This window comes from Streptomyces sp. NPDC046876, assembly GCF_040645035.1.
GTDB lineage: Bacteria > Actinomycetota > Actinomycetes > Streptomycetales > Streptomycetaceae > Streptomyces.
Genome location: NZ_JBEYXK010000037.1, coordinates 46,949 through 66,838 on the forward strand (window position 1 = coordinate 46,949; position 19,890 = coordinate 66,838).

Here is a 19,890-nt window from a genome sequence, read left to right on the forward strand (position 1 = left end):
GGTGCGCTTCGGGCGTCAAACCGTCCGCTGCCTCTGTCAGATCGCTCGCGGTTCTGCACCGAGTCTGGGGCGGGCCGCTCCCGGAGCGTTCCCGACCGGTTCCCGCAGCGCCAGGGGAAGGCTCCGGGAGGGCCGGCGGGGGATCCCGGCATGGCTGCGCCGCCCACCGGGGCCCCGGTGGGCGGCGCGGCGCCCCGGTCACCGCGGCGGCGTCAAAGGCGCGGCGTCAAAGGCGCGGCGTCAAAGGCAGTGCGAGGAGGTCCACACCGTGCGGTGGACCCGTGAGTTCTCCGACTTTCGTCCAGCCCCACCGCCGGTACAGCTCGCGCGCCGACGCCCTGCTCGACGCGGCGAGTACGGCGAACGGCTCGGTGCGGTCGGCCAGCAGCAGGTCCAGCAGCTCGCGCCCGTACCCGCGGCCGCGCAACTCCCTTACGACCGCCAGCTCGTAGACGTAGAACAGCGGTCGGCGCAGCCACGGCGGGGCGGGGTCGGCCGCCCGCGGATGCCACCACCCCGCCTCGCGGTGCACCCCGTACGCGAAGCCGCCGAGCCCGCCGGGCTCACTGCCGTCGCCGACGGTGGTCACGCAGAAGCCGGGCAGTGCCGCGTGGTCGGCCAGTTGCCGGGCGAAGCCGTCCGCCGCGGCCGCATCCTCGTGGTAGGGCGGCTCGCGGTAGACCCGGTGGTAGACCTCGCGGAACTCCTCGGGGCGGCGGATCCGGGAGCTGAGCTCAGGCATCGACGGTCTCGCGCTGGACGTGTGCGGGCAGCACCCGGTGGAGCCGCTGCAGCAGCACGAGCGCCACGAGGAGGCAGAGGCCGAGCGCGAGCCACGGCAGGCCTGCTCCCCGGGCCAGCAGCCAGGTGAACACGGTCGGCGCCAGCACCTTGGCCAGGCTCCACATCAGCTCCTCCAACCCCAGGTACCGGCCGCGAAGGTGTCCCGCGGCCATCCCCACGATCAGGGCACTGCTGGTCGGGGCCTGGAGCAGCTCCGCGACCGTGAAGACGACCATGCCGAGGACGAGCCCGCCGAAGGCCAGGCCGGCGTGGTCGCCGGGCACCGCCGCGAACAGGACGAAGGACACCATCCACAGGACGGCCGCCACCTGGAGCACTCCGGGCCGCCGGTAGCGCTCGACGGCCTTGGCCAGTGCGGTCTGCGCCAGCACCACCATGACGGTGTTGATCGCGAACAGCATTCCGGGCTGCCAGGCCGGCAGCCCGCGTGCCTCGATCACGTACGCGCTGAGCAGCACGGTCAGCGCGAGGTCGCACAGGGCGAAGACCCAGACGGTGGCCAGGACGCCGAGGAACGCCCGGTCGGCGAGCACCTCCCGGTACCCGCCGCGCCGCTGCCCCGCGGCGTCCGCGGCCGGGGCGGGTGCCTGGGCCGGGCCGGCGCCCGCGCCGGCGGGGCGCGGGACGGCGGTCCGGCGCCAGCTCGCGACCAGCGCGGCCGCGACGAGGAACGACACGGCGTTCAGGACGACCACGGCGGTGTATCCCGAGCTGCCGCCCCAGCCGACGAGCGTACTGCCCACCAGTCCGCCGGCGCCGATCCCGGCGTTGCGCAGGGACCTGTCCATCGCGTACCAGCGCGCGCGGTGCCCGTCGTCGGCCACCTGCGCCACCAGCGCGAAGACGGCGGGCCGGAACAGGCTGTCGCCCCACATGGTGGCCGTCACCAGGAGGACCAGCTGCCACGGGGTGTCCGTGAACACGTAGGCGGTGAAGGTCAGTACGCGGAGCAGGTTGCTCGCGACGAGCACGCGCCGCGGCCCGACCCGGTCGATCAGCCGGCCCCCCAGCGGGCCCGCGGGCAGCGAGAGCAGGGCGCCCGCGGACAGCATCAGGCCGACCGTGGTCAGCGGGATGCCCTTGGCCGCGTGGAAGTACACGACGGCGAACGGGAGGAAGAGCCCGGTGCCCAGGGCGTCGACGACCTGCGCGACGATCAGGGGTGTGCGGCCCTTGGTGTTCGGCAGGCCGAGTGTGTCGATGACAGCCATCGCAATCGGTATCCCTCACGCGTGGGGTAGCGGGAAGACGTTGAACTCCTCCTCGGACAGCGGCTGCGACCGCCAGCCGAGCCCGACGCCCGCGCGGCCGATCCTGCCGTCGCCCCACATGGGCATGCCGGCAGGGAAGTTCGACACGAGGCCGGGCACGATCGTGTGGGCGGCGCTGAACCCGGCTGCTTCGGCGTCACAGGTCGTCAGGTCGACGCTGATCACTTCAAAGCCGCGGGCCTCGACCCGTTCGCGGTACGCCCCGAGGCTGCGCTCGGCGAGTGCGGGCAGTCCGTCCCAGGGGCGGGTGGGGAGGTCGTGTATCCAGGGGACCCGCTCCCCCGCCCGCGGGTCGAGGTGGAGCTGCTGCTGGCACAGCAGGTCCCGTACGTCGCCGAAGTCCGGGCGGTACGAGTCGAGGTAGCGCCGGTCGGCGCGGTACGGCTTGAGGTTGCCCAGGTGGGGCAGGTCGGCCAGGCCGTCCGCCAGGGCCTTGTCGTCGTCGAGGAAGCGGCAGGTGTGGTGCAGGGTGAACCCCTCGGCGAGGGCCTTCTCCGCCGCCTCCTGCGGGTCGGGCCGGGTGGCGAAGCCGATGGCCAGCCAGCCCGCGGCGCGGTCGCGCACGACCGCGGCGAGGACCGGGACGTCGAACTCGTTGTCCAGGTGGATCAGGGTGGTGTCGTACGCGTCCCGGCTGTCGGCGACCAGCTCGCGGATCCGGTCGGTCATCGGCAGCCGGGGCAGGCGGGCGGCGTTGGCCCACCACAGCATGGTGGTGTCGCGCTCGATGACCTCTTCGAGCCCGGAGGTGACGGCGTGCTCCTCGCTGACGCCGCAGGCCACGCCGGCGACGAGCGGGTCGGAGTAGGAGACCGGGTCGTGCTCCCCGTGGGCGACCAGGAAGGCGGGCACCCACACCGGCTCGCCCGTCGTCCACGAGCGGCCCTCGACCCAGGCGCACTCCGCGTCCACCGTCAGCGGCGCGAAGGGGAAGCCCTGGCTGCGGTACTGGCGCTGCGAGTACAGGTGCAGCCGGCGCGGGTCGAGCGCGGGCACCCCGGCCCTGCGCAACTGGGCATGACTGCCGAAGCGTAGCCGGTCCTCGGGCAGCCGGCTGCCGCAGTAGCGTTCGACGGCCTCGCCCACTGCGCTGCGGCGGGCGGCGTCGAAATCGGACCAGGACGTGCCGAACGCCTGCCGGTCGTTGGGCCAGTCCGCGACGCGCCGCATGTCGGCGACGTCCACCGCGCACACCCTCAGCTGCGCCGGCATGCCCGGCAGGGGGGCCAGCTCCTGGACGCCGGTCACCACGCCGACCTGGTCGTCGACGAGCAGGTCCCCCTCGGGGTTGCCGCGCACCACGGGCCGCGGCCGGGTCGGCACGGGCAGGACGGTGCGCTCGATCCGGTCGAGGCGGCGCGGATCGAGCTCGACCTCGTCGACGCCCGCCTCGCCCGTGATCCAGCGCTCCAGGAAGGCGGCGAGCTGCGCCGATGTCCAGCGGACGTCGCCGTCGCGCAGCGGGTGGCCGGCCGGGCGCGGCGCGGCCCGTACGGCCTCGACGATCCGGGGGTCGTGCGCGGCGGAGAGCCTGCGGTCCAGTACGTCCGCGAAGTCGGCCGTGAGGCCCGGGGTGATGGCGGGGCCGAGGACGGCCCGGCCGCGCTCGTGGCGCAGCGGCAGCCAGCGCAGGCCGAGGCGGGCGCACTGCTCGTCGATACGGCTCAGTTCTTCGTGGGCGGGGTAGGAGAAGGCGGCCACGAGCACGGTGTCGCCGTCGCGGACGTCGACGTCGGACAGGTCCTGCGGGGCCGGGCCGACGTGGGCGTAGCCGGTGGTGCTCAGCGCGTGGGTGAGCGGGGCGGCGAGTTCCGGCGTGCCGGTGATGAGGACCGTGGTACGGGCCACGAGCGCCGCCCGCTCGGCGTCGGCTCCGGCCTCGGCGGGGCGCAGGCAGCCGTCCTGCCGCAGGACGTCCAGGACTTCGGCGTATTCGGGGGCCGTGCCCGCGAGCAGTTCGCTGCGGGACCTGGTTCCGTCGCAGCGCGCCAGCCATGCGCGGAACTCGGACGGGGGGGCGGAAATGTAGAACTGCCCACCGTTCGCGGTGGCGAGGAAGCACAAGTCCTGCTCGAGGTCGTATATCTCTACGTCCACGAGTTCCAAAGCGGTGTCGTCCGCCGGCATATCAGCCCCCATAGAAACTGACTCTCTTTATGAAAAGTGCCACGGTCCCGGGGAGAATCCGGGACCGTGGTCGCAAGACCTCAGAGGGTCAACTTCACTTGGAAACCGAGCGGTTGTGGACGACGGCGCGGTTGTGGACGACCGCGCGGTTGTGGACCACGGCACGGTTGTGGACGACGGCGGTGACGACGTTGGCCTTGACGGTGGAGATCATGATGTTTACCTCCCGTTTCGGTTTTCTGTTTCGCTGACAAGAGAAACGTTACGGGGATACGGGTGCCGCGCCCAGATGCATTCCTCACGAGTCCTCATGAATTCTGCACGGGGTCTTCTGGCCCCCGCGCCTCCAGCAGGACGAGCACCGTGCGGAGTTGCTCGCGCACCCTTTCGTCGGTGATGGCCCCGTCCCCGCCGACCGTCCCCCGGTCCACGGGAATCCGTACGCACGCCGCCTCCACGATGTCGGCGCCGGTGTAGCCGAGCACGGTGCGCAGCGTGGCCTCGGCGCCCTGGCCCCGGCCGGGGGCGGCCGCGTTGATCCAGGCCACGGGCTTGTCGCAGATCTCGGTGCCGCCGACCGTCCAGTCGAGCAGGTTCTTGAACGAGCCCGGCAGGGTGCCCGCGTACTCCGGGGCGCAGATCAGCACCGCGGTCGCCTCGCTGATCAGCGCCCGCAACTCGGCCACCGGAGCCGGCAGCGGGTGGGTGTCATCGTCGGGGTTGAAGTGCGGCAGCGCAGCCAGGCCGTCGTAGAGGACGGTGCGCGTCCGCGGGGGCGCCACGGCCCGTGCGGTGCGCAGCACGGACTCGTTGGAGGAACCGGTCCGCAGGCTTCCGGACAGCAGCAGGATCACAGGCGGCTTCGACATCCGCTCAACGTACTGCCCCTGTCGGCCGCCTCCCCGACCCGCCGACATCCGCGCACCGCAGTACCGGGGAGGGCGCTGCCGGTCGCCCTCAGGAAGCCCGTCTCCGCCAGGCCTCGGGGGTCTTGCGGATCACTGCCAGCAGCCGGGTGAGCTCGTCCTCGTCGAAGAGGTCCTGGTAGGTGCCGCCGGTGACCTGCTTGTCGTTGATGACGACGGAAGGGGTGCCCGGCCCGATCGGGTCGTCCCCGGTCCGCTGGTACGCCTTCTGCGACGCGGCCACGAAATCGCTGTACTTCATGGTGGACACCGCAGCGTCGAAGGTCTCGCTGCGCAGTCCCGGCACCTGGTCCGCGAGGCTCAGCAGTCGCTGCGTGGTGTAGCCGCCGGACGACTCGACCTCTTCCTGGTGTGCCGTCAGCACTGCGTGGTACTCGGTGAACTTCTGCACGTCGAGCGCGGCGCGCAAGGCGTTGACCGCGCGCTTGGAGCCGTCGCCGCCGAGCCGGTCGTCCTTGAAGGAGGCGAGGGTGTACTCCGTCCGCGCCTCGCGCTTGATGGTCTGCGCCCGGACCGCCTTGGCGCCGCTCGCCTCGAAGTCGGCGACGACCGGACAGCGCGGGTCCTCGTAGAGCCGGACGACCGTCCTGGCCTCCGGATCCCCCACCCTGATCGTCGTGCCGTCACTCGACAGTTCCTCGGGCAGTTCCGTGGCGTCGGCGTACGCCTGGGCCGCCGACTCGGGCTCGAGATCGTCCTCCAGGTCCGCCAGCACCCGCGAGCCGAGGCCGGCCACGGCCACCGCGATGGCCGCCCAGACGGCTGCGTAGCCGAGCTTTCCGGCATGTCTGATCTGCATGGACTCCCCCAGGTCGAAAGCGCCCACTGTAGGAGCCCGGCAGGGAATGCGCACATCCGTTTCCCGTGCCGCGGCCGGGAGCCCGACCGGCGGTCAACGGCGGGCGGTACCGCCCCGCGCAGGCCCGCCGCCCGGGCGGGGAACGCCCGAGATGTGCACTGCCGGCAGCCGGGCCACCATGGCAGAAGACCCCCGGGCCCGCAGGGGCACCCGGCGGAGGAAGGACGGCACGTCCCGGACGGGAGGCGACACGTGCACCTGGACGAATCACGCCGAGCCTGGCTCATGATCATCGGTGTTCTCGCCGTCATCTTCGCGAACTACGCGGCGATCATCCTGATGAACGTCCTCGGCTGGTGACCCCCGACGCAAATTCGCGCGCCCGGGCCGGCGGGCGCGCGTTATGGTCGACCCCATGAACGTCACCGGCCGAAGCCCCGTCGCGACCGCGCGAGCGGCCAGCTCGCCGGTTGCCGCCGCCTGACCTTCCCCCTCTTCCCACCGGCGACCGGAAACGGCCGGCGGTGGGCCCTGATGACGTACCGGCCCCGGTCTGAACGACCTCGCCGATCCCGTTGTCCGGTGCCTCCCTTGCTGTGACGCGAAGGAGTCACCCCATGAAGACCGAGCAGATCGTCCGCACCTTCGTCGAGTACTTCGAAGAGCGCGGCCACCGTCGCATCACCGGCTCGACGCTGCTGCCTCCGGCCGACGACCCGGTGCTGTTCACCACCTCCGGCATGCACCCGCTCACGCCCCACCTCGAGGGCCGCCCCCATCCGCTGGGCAGGCGGCTGGTCAACGTGCAGCGCTGTCTGCGCACGACGGACCTGGACGAGGTCGGCGATGCCACCCATCTGACCGTCTTCGAGATGCTCGGCACCTGGTCCCTGGGCGACTACGAGGGCCCTGTGAGCCTGGACTGGGGATACGGGCTGCTCACCGAGGGCCTGGGCATCGATCCGGGTCTCCTGCACGCCACCGTCCACGGCGGGGACGACCGGACCGGCCCGGACACCGCTTCCCTGGAGTTCTGGCAGGACCGCGGCGTACCTGTGGAGCCCACCGTGCACGACAACTGGTGGTCCAACGGCCCGACCGGCCCGTGCGGTCCCGACTCGGAGATCTTCCTGTGGAGCGGTGACACCCCGCCCCCGCCCCGGGCGACGCCCACGGGCGACGACCGCTGGGTGGAGGTGTGGAACCACGTGATGATGCGCCACCGGCGCCTCGCCGACGGTTCCCTCGTACCGCTCCTGCAGCGCAACATCGACACCGGGCTCGGCCTGGAGCGGCTCGCCTCGCTCCTCCAGGGCAGGTCCTCCGTGTTCGACTGCGACGTCTTCGCCCCCTGGCGCCGTCTCGTGCCGCCACTGTGGCCCCTGGAGGAGCGCTCGCTGCGCGTGGTCTGCGATCACCTCCGGTCGGCCGTCGTGGTGCTCGGCGACGGGGTGCGCCCGGCCAACACCGGGCGGGGCTACGTGCTGCGCCGGCTCGTACGGAGGGTGCTCACCCTGCTGTGGCGGGACGATCCGACGCGCTGCCTCGGGGACCTGCCGCCGGAGCTGATCGGGCACACCCTGGACCGCTTCGGCCAGGACATGGAACCGTATGACGTACACCGGATGCTGCTCGAAGAGGAACGGCGGTTCCGCCGGCTGCTGGAGCGCGGCCGGCGGGTACTGGCCCGGCCCCGTTTCCGAGGTTCCCTGGGCGAGGAGGACTTCCGCTACCTCCACGACACCCACGGCCTGCCGAGGGACCTGGTCACGGGTCTGCTGCACGGCTGAGGGCGAGGTTCACGGCCTGATCGACGACAGGTCCCGGTCCGCGAGTTCGGGGCGGGCGGTCAGGGCGGCGTGGACCGCGTCCAGGATCGGCAGCGGCGCTCGCGCGGTGGCGAGAGCCACGTCCTTCGCCGCCAGCGCCACCGGGAAGTGGGCGCCCTCGGCGTACGCCCGGGCCACCGCGCCGGCGAGCGGCCCCTTGGCGAGTTCGCCGCGCACCAGCGCCTCGGGCAGTCCGAGGGACCGTCCCAGCTCCAGGGCCTCGGCCACCACGGCCACGCCGCCGATCACCGCGTTGATCAGTACCAGCTTCAGCGCGGCCGCCGAGCCGACGGGCCCGCACTCGGTGACGCTTCCGAGCAGGTCCAGCACCTTGGCGACCGGGCCCGGCAGCGGCCCGCCGGCCAGCACCCACAGCTCCCCGGCCGCCGCCCGGTCCACGCTTCCCATGACCGGCGCATCGGTGAACGTCACCCCTTCCGGCAGCTGCTCCACCACCTCGCGGACGGTGTCCGGCCCGACGGTGGAGGTGTCGATCCAGTGGGTGCCGGGGCGCAGCGCCGGCACCATTTCGGCGGCGACGGCGCGCAGTGCCGCGGGGTCGGCGAGCATGGTGACGACGAGGTCGGCCTCGCGGACGGCTTCCGCGGGGCCGGCGGCGTACACCGCGCCGGCCTCGACGAGCGGCCGTGCTTTGTCGGCCATGCGGTTCCAGACGGTCAACGGGTGCTCGGCGGACAGCAGATGACGGGCCATCGGGAGACCCATGGCGCCGAGTCCGAGGAATGCGATCTTCTCCATGCCCTCGAATCTAGGTTCGGCCCTGCCATGCGACAAGCGAATGTCTAGCATGGCTGCCATGCCGATCCCGCATGACCTGTACGACGTCTTCCGTAGCGTGGCGCACCACGGCTCGTTCACTGCCGCCGCGCAGGCCCTGGGCTACACGCAGTCCGCCGTCTCCCGGCAGATCCAGTCGCTGGAGGACGAGTGGGGTGCCCGGCTGTTCGACCGGCTGCCGCGCGGGGTGCGGTTGACCGAGGCGGGCCGGGTCCTGCTGCCGCACGCCGAGGCGGTCGCGGACAGGCTGCGTACGGCGCGGGCCGAACTGGACGCGCTGCGCACGCTGGACGGCGGCCGGCTGCGGATCGGGGGCTTCTCCACCGCCGACGCCTACCTGCTGCCCCGCACACTGGCGGCCTTCCGGCAGCGGCACCCGGCCGTCACGGTGACCCGGACGGAGGGGAGTTCGGCGAGGCAGCTGGCCCTGCTGGCGGCCGGGGAGCTGGACCTCGCCGTGGTGAACAGCGCCTCGGGGCAGGGCCTGGAGGGCTGCGCCCTGCACCACCTCCTGGACGAGCGGATGTACGTGGCCCTGCCGCGCGCCCACCGGCTGGCGGACCGGGAGCTGCTGCGGCTGGCCGAGCTCGCCGACGAGGAGTGGATCGCGGCCAGTGACCGGCCGGAGGAGACCCTGATGGCCACGGCCCGGGGATTCCGCCCCCGGTCCACCGTCCTGGCGGCGGACTGGATCGCCAAGCAGGGGTTCGTCGCCGCCGGGCTGGGCGTGACCCTGGTCCCCGCTCTCGCGGCTTCTTCGGCCCGCCCCGACATCGTGCTGGTCGCCCTGCACCCGCAGGACTCCCCGCGCCGGGCGGTGTACGCGGCCACTCCGCGCGGTCTGGCGCACTCCCCCGCGGTCGCGGCGTTCCTGGCGCTGCTGCGGTCGGTGGCGGAGACCGTACAGGGGTGAGAACCGTACAGGGGTGAGAACCGTACAGGGGTGAGGACCGTACAGGGGTGAGAGCCGCAGGCCCCGGACGGTCCGCCCGCCCGTCTCCCCGCTCCGCATGGCATCCGGGCGCCGGTACGTCATCGGATGTCACGGGAGTGGCACAGTGCGGTGTCCGCGGGAACTCCTGCCCGGTGCGGCGCCGTGTCCGTCCGTGTGCGGTCCGGTGTGGGACCGATCGTGAGCCTCGGGAGGTTCCCCATGCAGTACGCAGCAGGTGTCCGGCGGACCGTGGTCGCACTCGTGGCGGCCGCCGCGGCCACCGCCCTCGTGACGGGCTGCACGCCCTCCGGCGAGGACGGCGCCGCCGGCGGGCCCTCGCAGTCCGCGCAGTCACCCGCCCCCGGGGCCGCGGCCAACGGTGGCGGCAGCAGCAGCGGCTCCGGGAGCTCCGGCGGCACGGGGAAGGAGGCGAAGCCCTCCGCTCCGGCCTCGCCCTCCGCTCCCGGCGGCGCGGCGAAGCCGTGCACCGTCAAGGAGGTCAAGGTCACCGAGGCCCGCCAGGCCGCCGTCCGGCCTCCGGGCACGGGAACCGGCGCGGCCGTCATCGCCGTCACCAACACCTCGAAGAGCGCCTGCACGCTCCAGGGCTTCCCCACGGTGGCCGGCGCCGGCAACGGGTCGCCCGACAAGAACGTCCCGCTCGCCACCAGCCACAGCGGGTCGGTGGCCGCGGTGGTCCTGGCCCCCGGCGCCCGTGCCTGGACCAAGCTCACCTTCGTCAACGTGCAGGGCGAGGCGGACGGCTACTGCGTGTCCGGGGCCACGCCGGCCACGTTCCCCACGCTCGTCGTCGGGGTGCCGGCTGCCGGAGCGCACCAGATCGCCCTCGATGACGGTGTCTTCGCCTTCTGCGACAACAAGGTGACCGTCACCGCCTACACGGCCACGAAGCCTTCCTGACGAGCCCCGTGCCCGTCGCCGGGTTCACGCGGGCTCGGGGGCGGGGAGCTCGCGGACCCGGGCGATGGAGTGTCCGTTCGGCCGAGCCGGTGTCCTTGTTCAGCGGGCCGTCCCGACACGCCGATCAGGCCAGGGGTGGGGCCGCGTCCTCGCCGAGGAGGGCGCGGCCGAGGTCGCCGGCCACGTAGTGGACCTCGCGGCCGTACCGGTGTCCGGTGACGAGGCCGGCGTCCCGGAGCACTGCGAGGTGCTGCGAGACCGCCCCGAGGCTGAGCCCCGTGCGTGCGGCCAGCTGCGTGGTGGTGGCCGGGGCGGCGACCTCCGCGAGGAGGCCCGCCCGGCTGCGGCCGAGCAGCCGGGTCAGACCGTCGCCGGGACCGTTACCGCGCTCCCACAGCGTGCCGATCCCCCGCGCGGGGTAGACCACGCACGGCGGCACCGGGTCCCGGCCGGCCACCAGTCGGCAGCGGTCCGCGAAGGCGCTGGGCACCAGGGTCACCCCGGTACCGCCCAGGGCCAGTTCACCCGCCGGCAGGTCGGCCGAGACGAGCCGGTTCCCGGTCCAGGCGAGAGCGGGGTGCAGCCGGGCGAAGACCTCCCCGATGCCGTCCTCGGCCAACTGCCGGGTCCGGTACGCGATGTCCGCCTCCAGTACGGCCCGGATGCGCGGCCAGTGCGGCCGCACCGCAGTCCGCCACCAACCCAGCACGGCCCCGGCCGCCCCACCGGCGGCCACCGGCTCCGCCAGGGCGGACAGTTCCTCCTCGATCTCGGCCAGCGGGCAGCGCGGCGGCGGTACGGCCGCCAGGTCCAGGCCGATGCCGAAGCCCGGCGCGGGCGGTGGCCCGCCGGCCGCCAGGGCCTGCTTGATCCACGGCAGGTGCACGGCGTGCCGGCCCGGATCGGCCACCGCCCGCAGTGCGGCAACGGTCTCCCACAGCGGTGAGACGGCGAACCGCAGGTTCGCCATGTCGTCCACCCCGAAGCGCATCGCGCCCACAGCCCCGTCCGCCCCTCTCCACGGGCTCGCACCGCACGGCACGACCTTTTCACCCAGACTAAAACAATGGCCTGCCGCCCCGGCGGCTGGTGATCTCACGGGTCATGACGCTCTCTCACGCCCGTCCCTCTGCCGGGACGGCGCACGCCACCCCTGCCCCGGCCGCCGACTTCCGCCGTCTGTGGGCCGCCGACGCCGTGAGCCAGGCCGGTACTGCGGTGACCCTGCCGGCCCTTCCCCTCGTCGCCATCGGCACCCTGCACGCCTCCCCCTTCCAGGCCGGCCTGCTCCTGAGCTGCGAGTACCTCGCCTTCCTCCTCGTCGGGCTGCCCGCCGGCGCCTGGGTGGACCGCTCGCGCCGCCGCCGGGTGATGATCGCGGGCGACCTCGGGCGGGCGGCGCTGCTCGCCTCCGTCCCGGTGACGGCGCTGCTCGGCGTCCTGACGCTGCCGCAGTTGTACGCGGTCGCCTTCGGCCTCTCCTTCTGCACCGTGTTCTTCGACGTGGCCGCCCAGAGCGCGCTGCCCCGGCTCGTCGGAGGCGAGCAGCTGGTGGCGGCGAACATCCGGCTGGAATCCACCCGCACCGTCGTCCAGGCCGCCGGCCCCGGCGCGGGCGGAGTGCTGCTCGCCGTGGTGGCGGCGCCCTTCGCCCTCGCGTTCGACGCGCTCAGCTACGTGGCCTCCGCCCTGCTGCTCTCACGTATCCGCGGCGCGGACACCGCCCCCGGTCAGGCCTCCGACACCGCGTCCGAGCCGGCCGCGGCGGGTCTGCGTGCGGAGATCACGGCCGGCCTGCGCTTCGTCTTCGGGCACCGGCTGCTCCGCGCCGTCACCCTCGCCTCCGCGATCTCGAACCTGTGCGGCACGGTCGGCGCGGCCGTGCTGATGGTGCTGCTCGCCGGTGAGCTGGGACTGTCGCCGCTGTGGTGCGGCCTGGTGTTCACGGCCGAGGCGCTCGGCGGGCTGCTCGGCGGGCTGCTGACCGCGCGCGTGGCCGCCCGGCTCGGCGAGGGCCCGGCGATGTGCGGGTCCGTCCTGCTCAGCGGGGTGCTGTGGCTGGCGGCCGTGCCGTGCTTCCAGGCCGACTGGCGGTTCGCGGCGGCCATGGCGCTCCAGGGGCTCGGCTGGGCCGCGTTCATGCCCTTTAAGATCAGTGCGGTGGCGCTCCGGCAGCGGCTGTGTCCGCCCGAGCTGCTGGGGCGGGTCACGGCGACGGTCCGCTTCGTGGTGTGGGGCACCATGCCGGTGGGCGCCCTCGTCGGCGGTCTGCTCGGCGAGCGCCTCGGCACCCGGTCGGCCCTGTGGACCGGTGCGGTGGCCGAGCTGTGCGCCGTACTCCCCCTGCTGCTGTCCCCACTGCGCCGGGCCCGCGCCCTCGCGGCCTGACGCCCCGGCCCCCGGGCCGCCCCGGGACGGAGCTCACGCGGATGTTCCACGGCCGGGCCATGCGAGGTCGTCGACGGCGAGGAACGGTTCGGCAGCCACGGTGGCGGGGGTGGCCCCGGTGAACGCCATGACGTCCCGGTGCAGGTGGGACTGGTCGGCGTAGCCGGTGTCGGCGGCGACGCGGGCCGCGCCGTCACCCGCGACCAGGCGGTGGGCGGCGTGATCGAAGCGGACCAGCTTCACGGCCCGCTTGGGCGGCAGTCCGAGCTGCAACCGGAACCGCGACCACAGCCGCTTGCGGCTCCACCCGACCTCGGCCGCGAGTCCGTCGACCCGGGCCAGGCCACGGCTGACGACGATCCGGTGCCAGGCCCAGGCCACCTCCGGGTCCACCGCCGGCCCGGCCCCGTACCGGCGGGCGAGCAGCGCGTCCGTCAGCGCGAAGCGGTCCTGCCACGAGGGGGTATCGGCGAGTTGCCCGCAGATCCGTGACGCCTCCCGGCCCCACAGGTCGCCGAGGGGTACGACGGCGCCGTCGAGATCGGCGGGTGAGGCGCCCAGAACGGCGCGTGCGATCACCGGGGACAGGCGTACCTGCACGCACTCGACGTTCTCTCCCCGCGCCCGGACCGCGCCGCCGGACCCGAGGCCGGGTCCGGCGGCCATGCTTCCCCGCTGCTGCCGCCCTGCGGCCCAGTCGAGGACGGGGGAACCTTCGCCGAACTCCAACAGCAGCGTCACGGCAGGGTGCGGGACGATCCGGAGCGCGTCCAGGTCGGGGACGCGGAAGCCGGCCATGGTGACACCGGTCACGGCGCTGGGCCGCCGCGGGCACGCGACGTCCCACGGGGCGCCACCGTGCGCGAACGTCTGCATCGCCCCATGATGCTCCGTGAGCCGGCCGGCGCGGGAACATTCGTCCAATCCCCCGGTGCGTACCGGCGGAGACAGTGGGCCCATGACTGTTTCCGACGGCGACATCCACATGTGCGAGGACGGCCCCCGCGAGGCCCCCGCACTCCTGCTCATCCACGGATCCGCATCCTCGACCCGCTCGTGGAGGGCGATGGTTCCGCTGCTGACCGGATCCCACCGCGTCATCCGGATCGACCTGCTCGGCCACGGCCGGTCGGCCAAACCGGCCGACCGCAGCTACGCGGTCCCGGACCAGGCACGCCGGGCCGGAATGGCACTGGACCGGCTCGGCGTCGCACACTCCGTGGTGGTCGGGCATTCCAGCGGCGGCGCGGTCGCCACCGCCCTCGCCGAAGAGCGGCCCGGCCTGGTGAGCGCCCTCGCGCTCATCAACACCGGCCCCGGCCTGGACGCCTTCATCGCATCGGAGTCCGCCGCAACCGGCCCGTCGCAGTGGCCGCCGACCAAAGAACAGCTCCGCATGTTCGCGAGCACCGCGGTCAGCCGCCCGGGCTACCGGATCCCGGAAGAACTCCTGGACGACGTACGCCGTATGACCCACCACACGTACACCGCGACGATGCAGGCCATCCGCTCCTACCTGGAGCAGCGGACGCTGCCGGATCGGCTGGCGGTCCTCGGCAAGCCGCTGCTGGTGCTCTTCGGCGAGGACGACCGCCGGTGGCGGTCCTCATCCGCCTCCGACTACCGCGCCGTTCCGGGCGCGGAGGTCGAGCTGCTGCCCGGTCTCGGGCACTCGCCCCTGCTCGAGGACCCGCCGCGGACCGCCACCCGCCTGCTGGCCTTCACCACGACCCACTCCGTACGGGTGGACTGAACGAAAGGAGGAGCTCGCCATGCGGATCCTGGTCTCCGGCGCCGGCATCGCCGGTCCGGTCCTGGCCTACTGGCTCACCCGGCACGGCTTCGGCGTCACCGTCGTCGAGCGCGCGCCGGCTCTGCGCAGGACCGGCGGTCACGCCGTCGACCTGTTCCGGCCCGCGATGGACATCTCGGAGAAGATGGGGGTGCTCCCCCGCATCGAGGAGCGGGCCACCGGCACGACCCGGATGGCCGTCCACCGGGAGGGCTCACGGCGTCCCGTCCGGGTCGACCTCTCCAAGGTCTTCGCCGCCGCCTCCGAACGGCACGCCGAGATCATGCGCGACGACCTGAGCGGGATCTACCACGACGCCGCACGCGACGACGTCGAATACGTCTTCGGCGATTCGATCAGCGCGATCTCGCCCGACGGCGAGGTGCGGTTCGAGAGCGCCCCGCCGCGCCGCTTCGACCTCGTCGTCGGCGCGGACGGGCTGCACTCCCCCGTGCGCCGCCTCGTCTTCGGCGAGGAGTCCCGTTTCTCCGCCTTCATCGGGGCCTACTTCGGGGTGCTGACCCTGCCGAACCTCTCGGGCCTCGACCGCGAGCTGCGTATGCACGTCGGCGTCGGCCGCACCGCCGGCATGTACGGCGCCCGGCACCTCGGCGACGCGCGGGCGTTGTTCCTGTTCCGCAGCGAGCGGGAGCTCGACTGCCACCACCGCGACGTGCCCCGCCAGAAGGAGCTGCTGCGCGGTGCGTTCGCCGGTATGCACGCCGACGTGGACCGCTGGCTGGACGAGCTCGACCGCACCCCGGCGTTCTACTTCGACTCGGTCACCCAGCTCCGGATGGACACCTGGTCACGGGGAAGGGTGACGCTCGTCGGCGACGCCGGCTACTGCCCCGGTCCGGCCGTCGGCGGCAGCACCAGCCTGGCCGTCGTCGGCGCGTACGTCCTCGCCGGGGAGCTGGCGCGGGCGGGCGGCGACCACGGGCGGGCCTTCCCCGCCTACGAGCGGGCCATGGCGGAGCACGTGCACGGCAGCCGCGCGGTCGCGCTGAGCGCGGCGAAGACCCTGATCCCCACCTCCCGCCTCGGGGTGTGGGGACTGGCGCAGGGCGCCCGCCTGATCTCCGCCCTGCCGGCGGGCCCCGGCCGCGCTTTCGTCCGCCTCACCACCAGGAGCGCACGCCTGCACGACTCCGTGACCGTCGACGACTACATGCCGCAGTAGCCCGCCGACCGCGTCGATCGCACGCGGCGGCGTTCAGCGCGGGACGACCCAGTCCGGTACCCAGGTCCCGGGGGCGCCGTGGCCGGCCGCCGCGGTGGCGAGGTGGGCGCGGAGGATGGCCAGCGCGGGGTGGGGGTTGTCGCGGTGCCACAGGAGCGAGTGCGGGTAGACGGGCATCGGGTCGGTCACCGGGATCCGGCGCAGGCCGTGGCCGGCGGGCCAGACGCTGGGGGCACCTCCCAGCGGTAGCTGGGGGAGCGTGTGCTCGCCCATGAAGGTGGCCAGGGCCGGGGTGTCGGCGATGGTGTCGAGGAGGGCGTCGGAGCCGAAGTTGGGGCCGGTCGCCTCGATGGTGAGGCCGAACTCGGCGACGAGGTCGTCGTAGTAGGCGGTCCACTCGGTGCCCGGGACGACGCCGGGCATCCAGATGCGGTGCCCGACGAGCTGGTCGAGGGTCACCGAGCGGGCGCTCGCCAGGGCGTGGGCGGGGCCGGTGAGCAGCTGGAGCGGCTCGTCGAGCACCCGGACGGACTCGATGTCAGGGGGCAGGGGCCGGCCGGGCGCCGCGACGGCGCGGAAGGACGCGTCGATCGCACCGGACCGGATGGCGGCGACGGCCTTCTCGATGTCGAACAGCATCAGCACGTCGAGCTCGATCTCGGGGTGCGCGCGGTGGAAGCCGCGCATCAGTGCCGAGGCCGCACCGCGTGAGGCGATGATGTCGACGCGCAGGGGACGGCGGCCGGTGCGTACGGACGCGACGGCCCGGTCGGCGACGCGCAGCAGCTCCCGGGCGTGGGGCAGGAACGCCTGCCCGTCGATGGTGAGCTCGGCGCCGCGCGGTGTACGGGTGAACAGGCGCACGCCGAGGTTGCGCTCCAGTGCGGCGATGCGCTTGGAGACGGCCTGCTGGGTGACGGCCAGCTCGGCGGCGGCCTCCTGGAACTGCCCCGCGTCGGCAGCGGCGACAAAGGTCCGGACGGTCTCGAGGTCCATGCGGACACCCTAGGGGTACAACCACTGGTTGTGGCCGGGCGGCCTCGCGGCTGTTTGATCCCGGGTCGCCCCGCTCGCTTTGATGCTTCCGATCGCTGATCGGTTGTGCGAGTGAGTGGCTGGGGGCATGGGGCATGAGGAACGGGCACCGGTTGGGGCGGCGGTTCGGGTGGCTGTGGGGAGCGTACGGAACCAGCGCGCTCGGCACATGGCTCGCCTTCGGCGCGTTCCCGTTGATCGCGATCCGGGTGCTGGACGCCGGGCCGGCGGAGGTCGCCGCCCTCTCCTCCGTGGGAGCGGCCGCGGGCGCGGCCGTCGCGGTACCGCTCGGCCCGTGGGTGGAGTTCCGCCGCAAGCGGCCGGTGCTGATCGCGATGGACCTGGTGCGGTGCGCGGCCCTGCTGACGGTCCCCGCCGCGTACGCGCTCGGCGTGCTCAACTTCGTCCAGCTCCTGCTTGTCTCGGTCGTCGTCGCGGCGGCCGACATCGCCTTCCGTGCCGCCTCCGGCGCGTACCTGAAGACGCTGCTGCCGGCGGAGGACCTGCTCGTCGCCCAGGCCCGGTTCGAGTCCACCGCCTGGACGACCACCGTCATCGGACCGCCGCTGGGCGGTGCGGCGATCGGGCTCCTCGGTCCGGTGGCCACGGTGGTGGCCGACGCGCTCAGCTACCTGCTCTCGGCCCTCGGCATCCGCGCCATGGGCGGGCACGAGCCGCGGCCCGAGCGCCGGGAGGGCCCTCGCATCCGGGCCGGGGACCTGCTCGACGGCTGGCGGTACATCCTGGCCGACCCGACGCTGCGTCCGCTGTTCTTCAACACCGCCTCGTTCAACGGCCTGGTGATGGCCGCCTCGCCGCTGCTGGCCGTCCTGATGCTCGGCCGGCTCGGGTTCGCGCCGTGGCAGTACGGGCTCGCCTTCGCCGCGCCCGCGATCGGCGGGCTGATCGGATCGCGGCTGGCCCGACCGCTCGTCACCCGCTTCGGGCAGCAGCGGATCCTCCTCGTGACCGGGGTGCTGCGCGCCGTCTGGCCCGTCGGCCTCGCCTTCGTGGGGCCGGGCACCGGCGGGCTGCTGCTGGTGATGGGCGTCGAGCTCGGGCTCATCCTCTGCTGCGGGGTCTTCAACCCCGTCCACGCCACCTACCGGCTCCAGCTCACCGCGGCCGACCGGGTCGCCCGTACGCTGTCCGCCTGGGCGGTGACGGCCAAGGCCACGACCGCGCTCCTCACCGCCGCATGGGGCGTGCTCGGCGGCCTGCTCGGCCCGCGCGCGGCCATCGGCCTGGCCGGGGTGCTCCTGCTGGCGACCCCGCTGCTGCTCCCGTGGCGTGTTCCCGCTGCGCCGCCCGTCGTGGTCAGGTCGCGGTGAGGAGGGCCACGACCTCCGCCGGGGAGAGTACGGCGCCCGCCGCGGCCTCCTCCTCGTAGCGGTCGGGGCCCAGCGCTCCGCGGGTCCGGGCCGGAAGCTCGGACACTGCCCTCTGCTCGGGGACCGAGCGGGGGTGGCCCGCACGCCAGGCGGTGGCCGCAGCGTGGGCCCGTACGGCCTGTGCGGCACGGCCGGATGCGGCCAGCAGGACGGCCGCGGTGTCGGTGAGCGAGGCCAGGACGCGTTCGGCGCAGTGCGCGGCGACGGCGGCGGCCAGGGCCGGGCCGATGGCGGCGATGCCCGCCTCCGGGCCGGCCTCGCGCCCGAGCAGTACGGCGTTGACGTTGTCGAGGCCGGCGACCAGCTGTGCGGGGGCGGCGAACCTCTCGGACGCGGCCCGGGCGCGCTCGTACTCGGCACGGGCCCGCGCGGAGTCGCCCCGGACCAGGGCGAGCATGCTCGAGAGCATTCCGGCGTAGGCCCGGACGTCGTACACCCCGCCGTAGCGGTCGACTTCGCGGGCCGCCTCCGCCAGCAGCTGCTCGGCGCCTGCGAAATCCCCCGAGCAGAAGGCGGATTCGGCCATGCGGGCCACGGTGAAGGGCGCCTCCATGTGGGCCCCGACCTCGTGGGCCAGGCGCAGGCACTCCTCGTACTCGGTGCGGGCCAGGTCGTAGCGGCCGCGGGAGAGGGCGACCTCGCCGGCGGCGCTCGCGACCTGGGCGCGGGTCCAGCGGTCGCCGACCCGGGCGGCGATCTCGTGGAGTTCGGCGAGGTCGGCGTCGACGGTGGACAGGCCGCCGGTGAGGTCGATGGCCAGGTGCGTGCGGAGCAGGAGGGCTATGCCCAGCTCCCAGCCGCCGCCGAGGCGACGGCAGTTGGCGACCGCCTCGTCGAGCCCCTCGCGCAGGGCGGGCACGTCACCGGTGAGGAGGGCGGTCATCGGCCAGAGCATGCCGGGGAAGCGGGCGGTCTCGGGGCCGCTGACCCGGAAGACCTCGCGGATTCGGCCGGTGAGGGCGAGGTTCTCGGGAGAGCGGAACTCGTCGGGCGCCTGGCCTTCGGCGAGCAGGACGACCTGGAGCATGCGGACGCGCATGAAGCGCCAGTACGCGGGAGTGCCCTCGGGGGGTTCGATGGAGAGCGTGCCCAGGATGCGGCCGGCCCATTCCGCGCCCTCCGTACGGTAGTTGCGCAGCCACCAGAACCAGCCGAGGGCGAGGGCGAGGCGCTGGGCGGTTTCGGTTGCCGCCGGCTCGGTGGCTGCGGTTTCGGTGGTGTGGAGGAGTGCGGCGCGGAGGTTGTCGAGTTCGGTCTCAATGCGGCGGATCCACGGGAGTTGGGCGGCGGAGCGCAGGAGCGGCTCGGCCTCCTCGGCGAGGGCCAGGAAGTGCTCGGCGTGGCGGGCGGCGGTGGCGAGGCGGTCGGAGGCGTGCGCGGCCGCGCGCTCGGCGGCGTACTCGTGGATGGTTTCGAGGAGGTGGTAGCGCATGCCGTCGGAGTCGGGGTCGGGACTGGCCACGACCAGGGACTTGTCGACGAGCGACCCGAGGAGGCCGGCCACGTCCAGGGTGCCGTCGGTGCAGACGGCTTCGGCGGCGGCGAGGTCGCAGCCGCCGGCGAAGACGGACAGGCGGCGAAGGACCGCCCGTTCGGGCTCGTCGAGGAGGTCCCAGGACCAGTCCACGACCGCGCGCAGGGTCTGCTGGCGGGGCAGCACGGTGCGGGCGCCGCCGGTCAGGAGGCGGAAGC

General features: G+C 73.7%; 17 protein-coding genes. 7 read left to right on the forward strand and 10 right to left on the reverse strand.

What is annotated here, in order from left to right; translation table 11 throughout:
• Positions 1–226: 226 nt before the first annotated feature.
• The 5 genes from ABZ924_RS20710 to ABZ924_RS20730 form a co-directional block, all read right to left on the reverse strand.
• On the reverse strand, positions 227–742 hold the full coding sequence (locus ABZ924_RS20710) for a GNAT family N-acetyltransferase (protein WP_361911549.1): 516 nt from the start codon (positions 740–742) through the stop codon (positions 227–229).
• Positions 735–2,015, reverse strand: a complete 1,281-nt coding sequence (locus ABZ924_RS20715) for an MFS transporter (RefSeq protein WP_361911552.1) — start codon at positions 2,013–2,015, stop codon at positions 735–737. Before ABZ924_RS20715 ends, ABZ924_RS20710 begins: the two co-directional genes overlap by 8 nt.
• A gap of 15 nt (positions 2,016–2,030) precedes the next feature.
• Positions 2,031–4,172: a YcaO-like family protein gene (locus tag ABZ924_RS20720; RefSeq protein WP_361911555.1), complete on the reverse strand. Its 2,142-nt coding sequence runs from the start codon at positions 4,170–4,172 to the stop codon at positions 2,031–2,033.
• A gap of 338 nt (positions 4,173–4,510) precedes the next feature.
• Positions 4,511–5,071, reverse strand: coding sequence for an NADPH-dependent FMN reductase (locus ABZ924_RS20725; RefSeq protein ID WP_361911557.1), 561 nt, complete (start codon positions 5,069–5,071; stop codon positions 4,511–4,513).
• An 88-nt stretch (positions 5,072–5,159) separates the two neighbouring features.
• Positions 5,160–5,927 carry a thioredoxin domain-containing protein gene (locus ABZ924_RS20730; RefSeq protein ID WP_361911560.1) on the reverse strand — a complete coding sequence of 256 codons (768 nt, stop codon included), beginning with the start codon at positions 5,925–5,927 and terminating at the stop codon, positions 5,160–5,162.
• Between the two features lie 617 nt (positions 5,928–6,544).
• On the opposite strand from ABZ924_RS20730, the gene ABZ924_RS20735 reads away from it, so the two are divergent.
• Positions 6,545–7,717, forward strand: a complete 1,173-nt coding sequence (locus ABZ924_RS20735) for an alanine--tRNA ligase-related protein (RefSeq protein ID WP_361911563.1) — start codon at positions 6,545–6,547, stop codon at positions 7,715–7,717.
• A 9-nt stretch (positions 7,718–7,726) separates the two neighbouring features.
• Here ABZ924_RS20735 and ABZ924_RS20740 read toward each other — a convergent pair whose 3' ends face one another.
• A complete protein-coding gene (locus tag ABZ924_RS20740) occupies positions 7,727–8,515 on the reverse strand; it encodes an NAD(P)-dependent oxidoreductase (protein ID WP_361911565.1) in 789 nt (262 codons plus the stop codon).
• Between the two features lie 58 nt (positions 8,516–8,573).
• On the opposite strand from ABZ924_RS20740, the gene ABZ924_RS20745 reads away from it, so the two are divergent.
• Positions 8,574–9,467: a LysR substrate-binding domain-containing protein gene (locus ABZ924_RS20745; protein ID WP_361911568.1), complete on the forward strand. Its 894-nt coding sequence runs from the start codon at positions 8,574–8,576 to the stop codon at positions 9,465–9,467.
• Between the two features lie 240 nt (positions 9,468–9,707).
• On the forward strand, positions 9,708–10,409 hold the full coding sequence (locus ABZ924_RS20750; protein ID WP_361911571.1) for a DUF4232 domain-containing protein: 702 nt from the start codon (positions 9,708–9,710) through the stop codon (positions 10,407–10,409).
• A 124-nt stretch (positions 10,410–10,533) separates the two neighbouring features.
• Here the strand turns inward: ABZ924_RS20750 and ABZ924_RS20755 are convergent, their stop codons facing one another.
• Positions 10,534–11,400: a DUF5937 family protein gene (locus ABZ924_RS20755; protein WP_361911597.1), complete on the reverse strand. Its 867-nt coding sequence runs from the start codon at positions 11,398–11,400 to the stop codon at positions 10,534–10,536.
• Positions 11,401–11,513: 113 nt separating this feature from the next.
• On the opposite strand from ABZ924_RS20755, the gene ABZ924_RS20760 reads away from it, so the two are divergent.
• Entirely contained in the window at positions 11,514–12,797 is a 1,284-nt protein-coding gene (locus ABZ924_RS20760; protein ID WP_361911574.1) for an MFS transporter, read from the forward strand.
• 33 nt (positions 12,798–12,830) lie between these two features.
• Here ABZ924_RS20760 and ABZ924_RS20765 read toward each other — a convergent pair whose 3' ends face one another.
• On the reverse strand, positions 12,831–13,673 hold the full coding sequence (locus tag ABZ924_RS20765) for a helix-turn-helix domain-containing protein (RefSeq protein WP_361911577.1): 843 nt from the start codon (positions 13,671–13,673) through the stop codon (positions 12,831–12,833).
• 82 nt (positions 13,674–13,755) lie between these two features.
• On the opposite strand from ABZ924_RS20765, the gene ABZ924_RS20770 reads away from it, so the two are divergent.
• Together ABZ924_RS20770 and ABZ924_RS20775 are read left to right on the forward strand one after the other, a co-directional pair.
• Complete coding sequence (locus ABZ924_RS20770; protein ID WP_361911579.1) at positions 13,756–14,550, forward strand: alpha/beta fold hydrolase; 795 nt, start codon at positions 13,756–13,758, stop codon at positions 14,548–14,550.
• Between the two features lie 19 nt (positions 14,551–14,569).
• Positions 14,570–15,772 (forward strand): FAD-dependent monooxygenase, encoded by a 1,203-nt coding sequence (locus ABZ924_RS20775; RefSeq protein WP_361911582.1) that lies wholly within the window; start codon positions 14,570–14,572, stop codon positions 15,770–15,772.
• Between the two features lie 33 nt (positions 15,773–15,805).
• Here the strand turns inward: ABZ924_RS20775 and ABZ924_RS20780 are convergent, their stop codons facing one another.
• Entirely contained in the window at positions 15,806–16,768 is a 963-nt protein-coding gene (locus ABZ924_RS20780; protein ID WP_361911585.1) for a LysR family transcriptional regulator, read from the reverse strand.
• 134 nt (positions 16,769–16,902) lie between these two features.
• Between ABZ924_RS20780 and ABZ924_RS20785 the strand changes: the two genes are divergently transcribed.
• Complete coding sequence (locus ABZ924_RS20785; RefSeq protein WP_361911587.1) at positions 16,903–18,138, forward strand: MFS transporter; 1,236 nt, start codon at positions 16,903–16,905, stop codon at positions 18,136–18,138.
• Here the strand turns inward: ABZ924_RS20785 and ABZ924_RS20790 are convergent.
• On the reverse strand, positions 18,125–19,890 hold a 1,766-nt coding region (locus ABZ924_RS20790), incomplete at its 5' end, for a transcriptional regulator (RefSeq protein ID WP_361911589.1). The genes ABZ924_RS20785 and ABZ924_RS20790 overlap by 14 nt on opposite strands.

Excerpts from the sequence above, each read along its gene's own strand:
- ABZ924_RS20710 (WP_361911549.1), bottom strand. The coding sequence starts at position 742 with ATGCCTGAGCTCAGCTCCCGGATCCGCCGCCCCGAGGAGTTCCGCGAG.
- ABZ924_RS20715 (WP_361911552.1), bottom strand. The coding sequence starts at position 2,015 with ATGGCTGTCATCGACACACTCGGCCTGCCGAACACCAAGGGCCGCACA.
- ABZ924_RS20725 (WP_361911557.1), bottom strand. The coding sequence starts at position 5,071 with ATGTCGAAGCCGCCTGTGATCCTGCTGCTGTCCGGAAGCCTGCGGACC.
- ABZ924_RS20730 (WP_361911560.1), bottom strand. The coding sequence starts at position 5,927 with ATGCAGATCAGACATGCCGGAAAGCTCGGCTACGCAGCCGTCTGGGCG.
- ABZ924_RS20735 (WP_361911563.1), top strand. The coding sequence starts at position 6,545 with ATGAAGACCGAGCAGATCGTCCGCACCTTCGTCGAGTACTTCGAAGAG.
- ABZ924_RS20740 (WP_361911565.1), bottom strand. The coding sequence starts at position 8,515 with ATGGAGAAGATCGCATTCCTCGGACTCGGCGCCATGGGTCTCCCGATG.
- ABZ924_RS20745 (WP_361911568.1), top strand. The coding sequence starts at position 8,574 with ATGCCGATCCCGCATGACCTGTACGACGTCTTCCGTAGCGTGGCGCAC.
- ABZ924_RS20750 (WP_361911571.1), top strand. The coding sequence starts at position 9,708 with ATGCAGTACGCAGCAGGTGTCCGGCGGACCGTGGTCGCACTCGTGGCG.
- ABZ924_RS20755 (WP_361911597.1), bottom strand. The coding sequence starts at position 11,400 with ATGCGCTTCGGGGTGGACGACATGGCGAACCTGCGGTTCGCCGTCTCA.
- ABZ924_RS20760 (WP_361911574.1), top strand. The coding sequence starts at position 11,514 with ATGACGCTCTCTCACGCCCGTCCCTCTGCCGGGACGGCGCACGCCACC.
- ABZ924_RS20765 (WP_361911577.1), bottom strand. The coding sequence starts at position 13,673 with ATGCAGACGTTCGCGCACGGTGGCGCCCCGTGGGACGTCGCGTGCCCG.
- ABZ924_RS20770 (WP_361911579.1), top strand. The coding sequence starts at position 13,756 with ATGACTGTTTCCGACGGCGACATCCACATGTGCGAGGACGGCCCCCGC.
- ABZ924_RS20775 (WP_361911582.1), top strand. The coding sequence starts at position 14,570 with ATGCGGATCCTGGTCTCCGGCGCCGGCATCGCCGGTCCGGTCCTGGCC.
- ABZ924_RS20780 (WP_361911585.1), bottom strand. The coding sequence starts at position 16,768 with ATGGACCTCGAGACCGTCCGGACCTTTGTCGCCGCTGCCGACGCGGGG.
- ABZ924_RS20785 (WP_361911587.1), top strand. The coding sequence starts at position 16,903 with ATGAGGAACGGGCACCGGTTGGGGCGGCGGTTCGGGTGGCTGTGGGGA.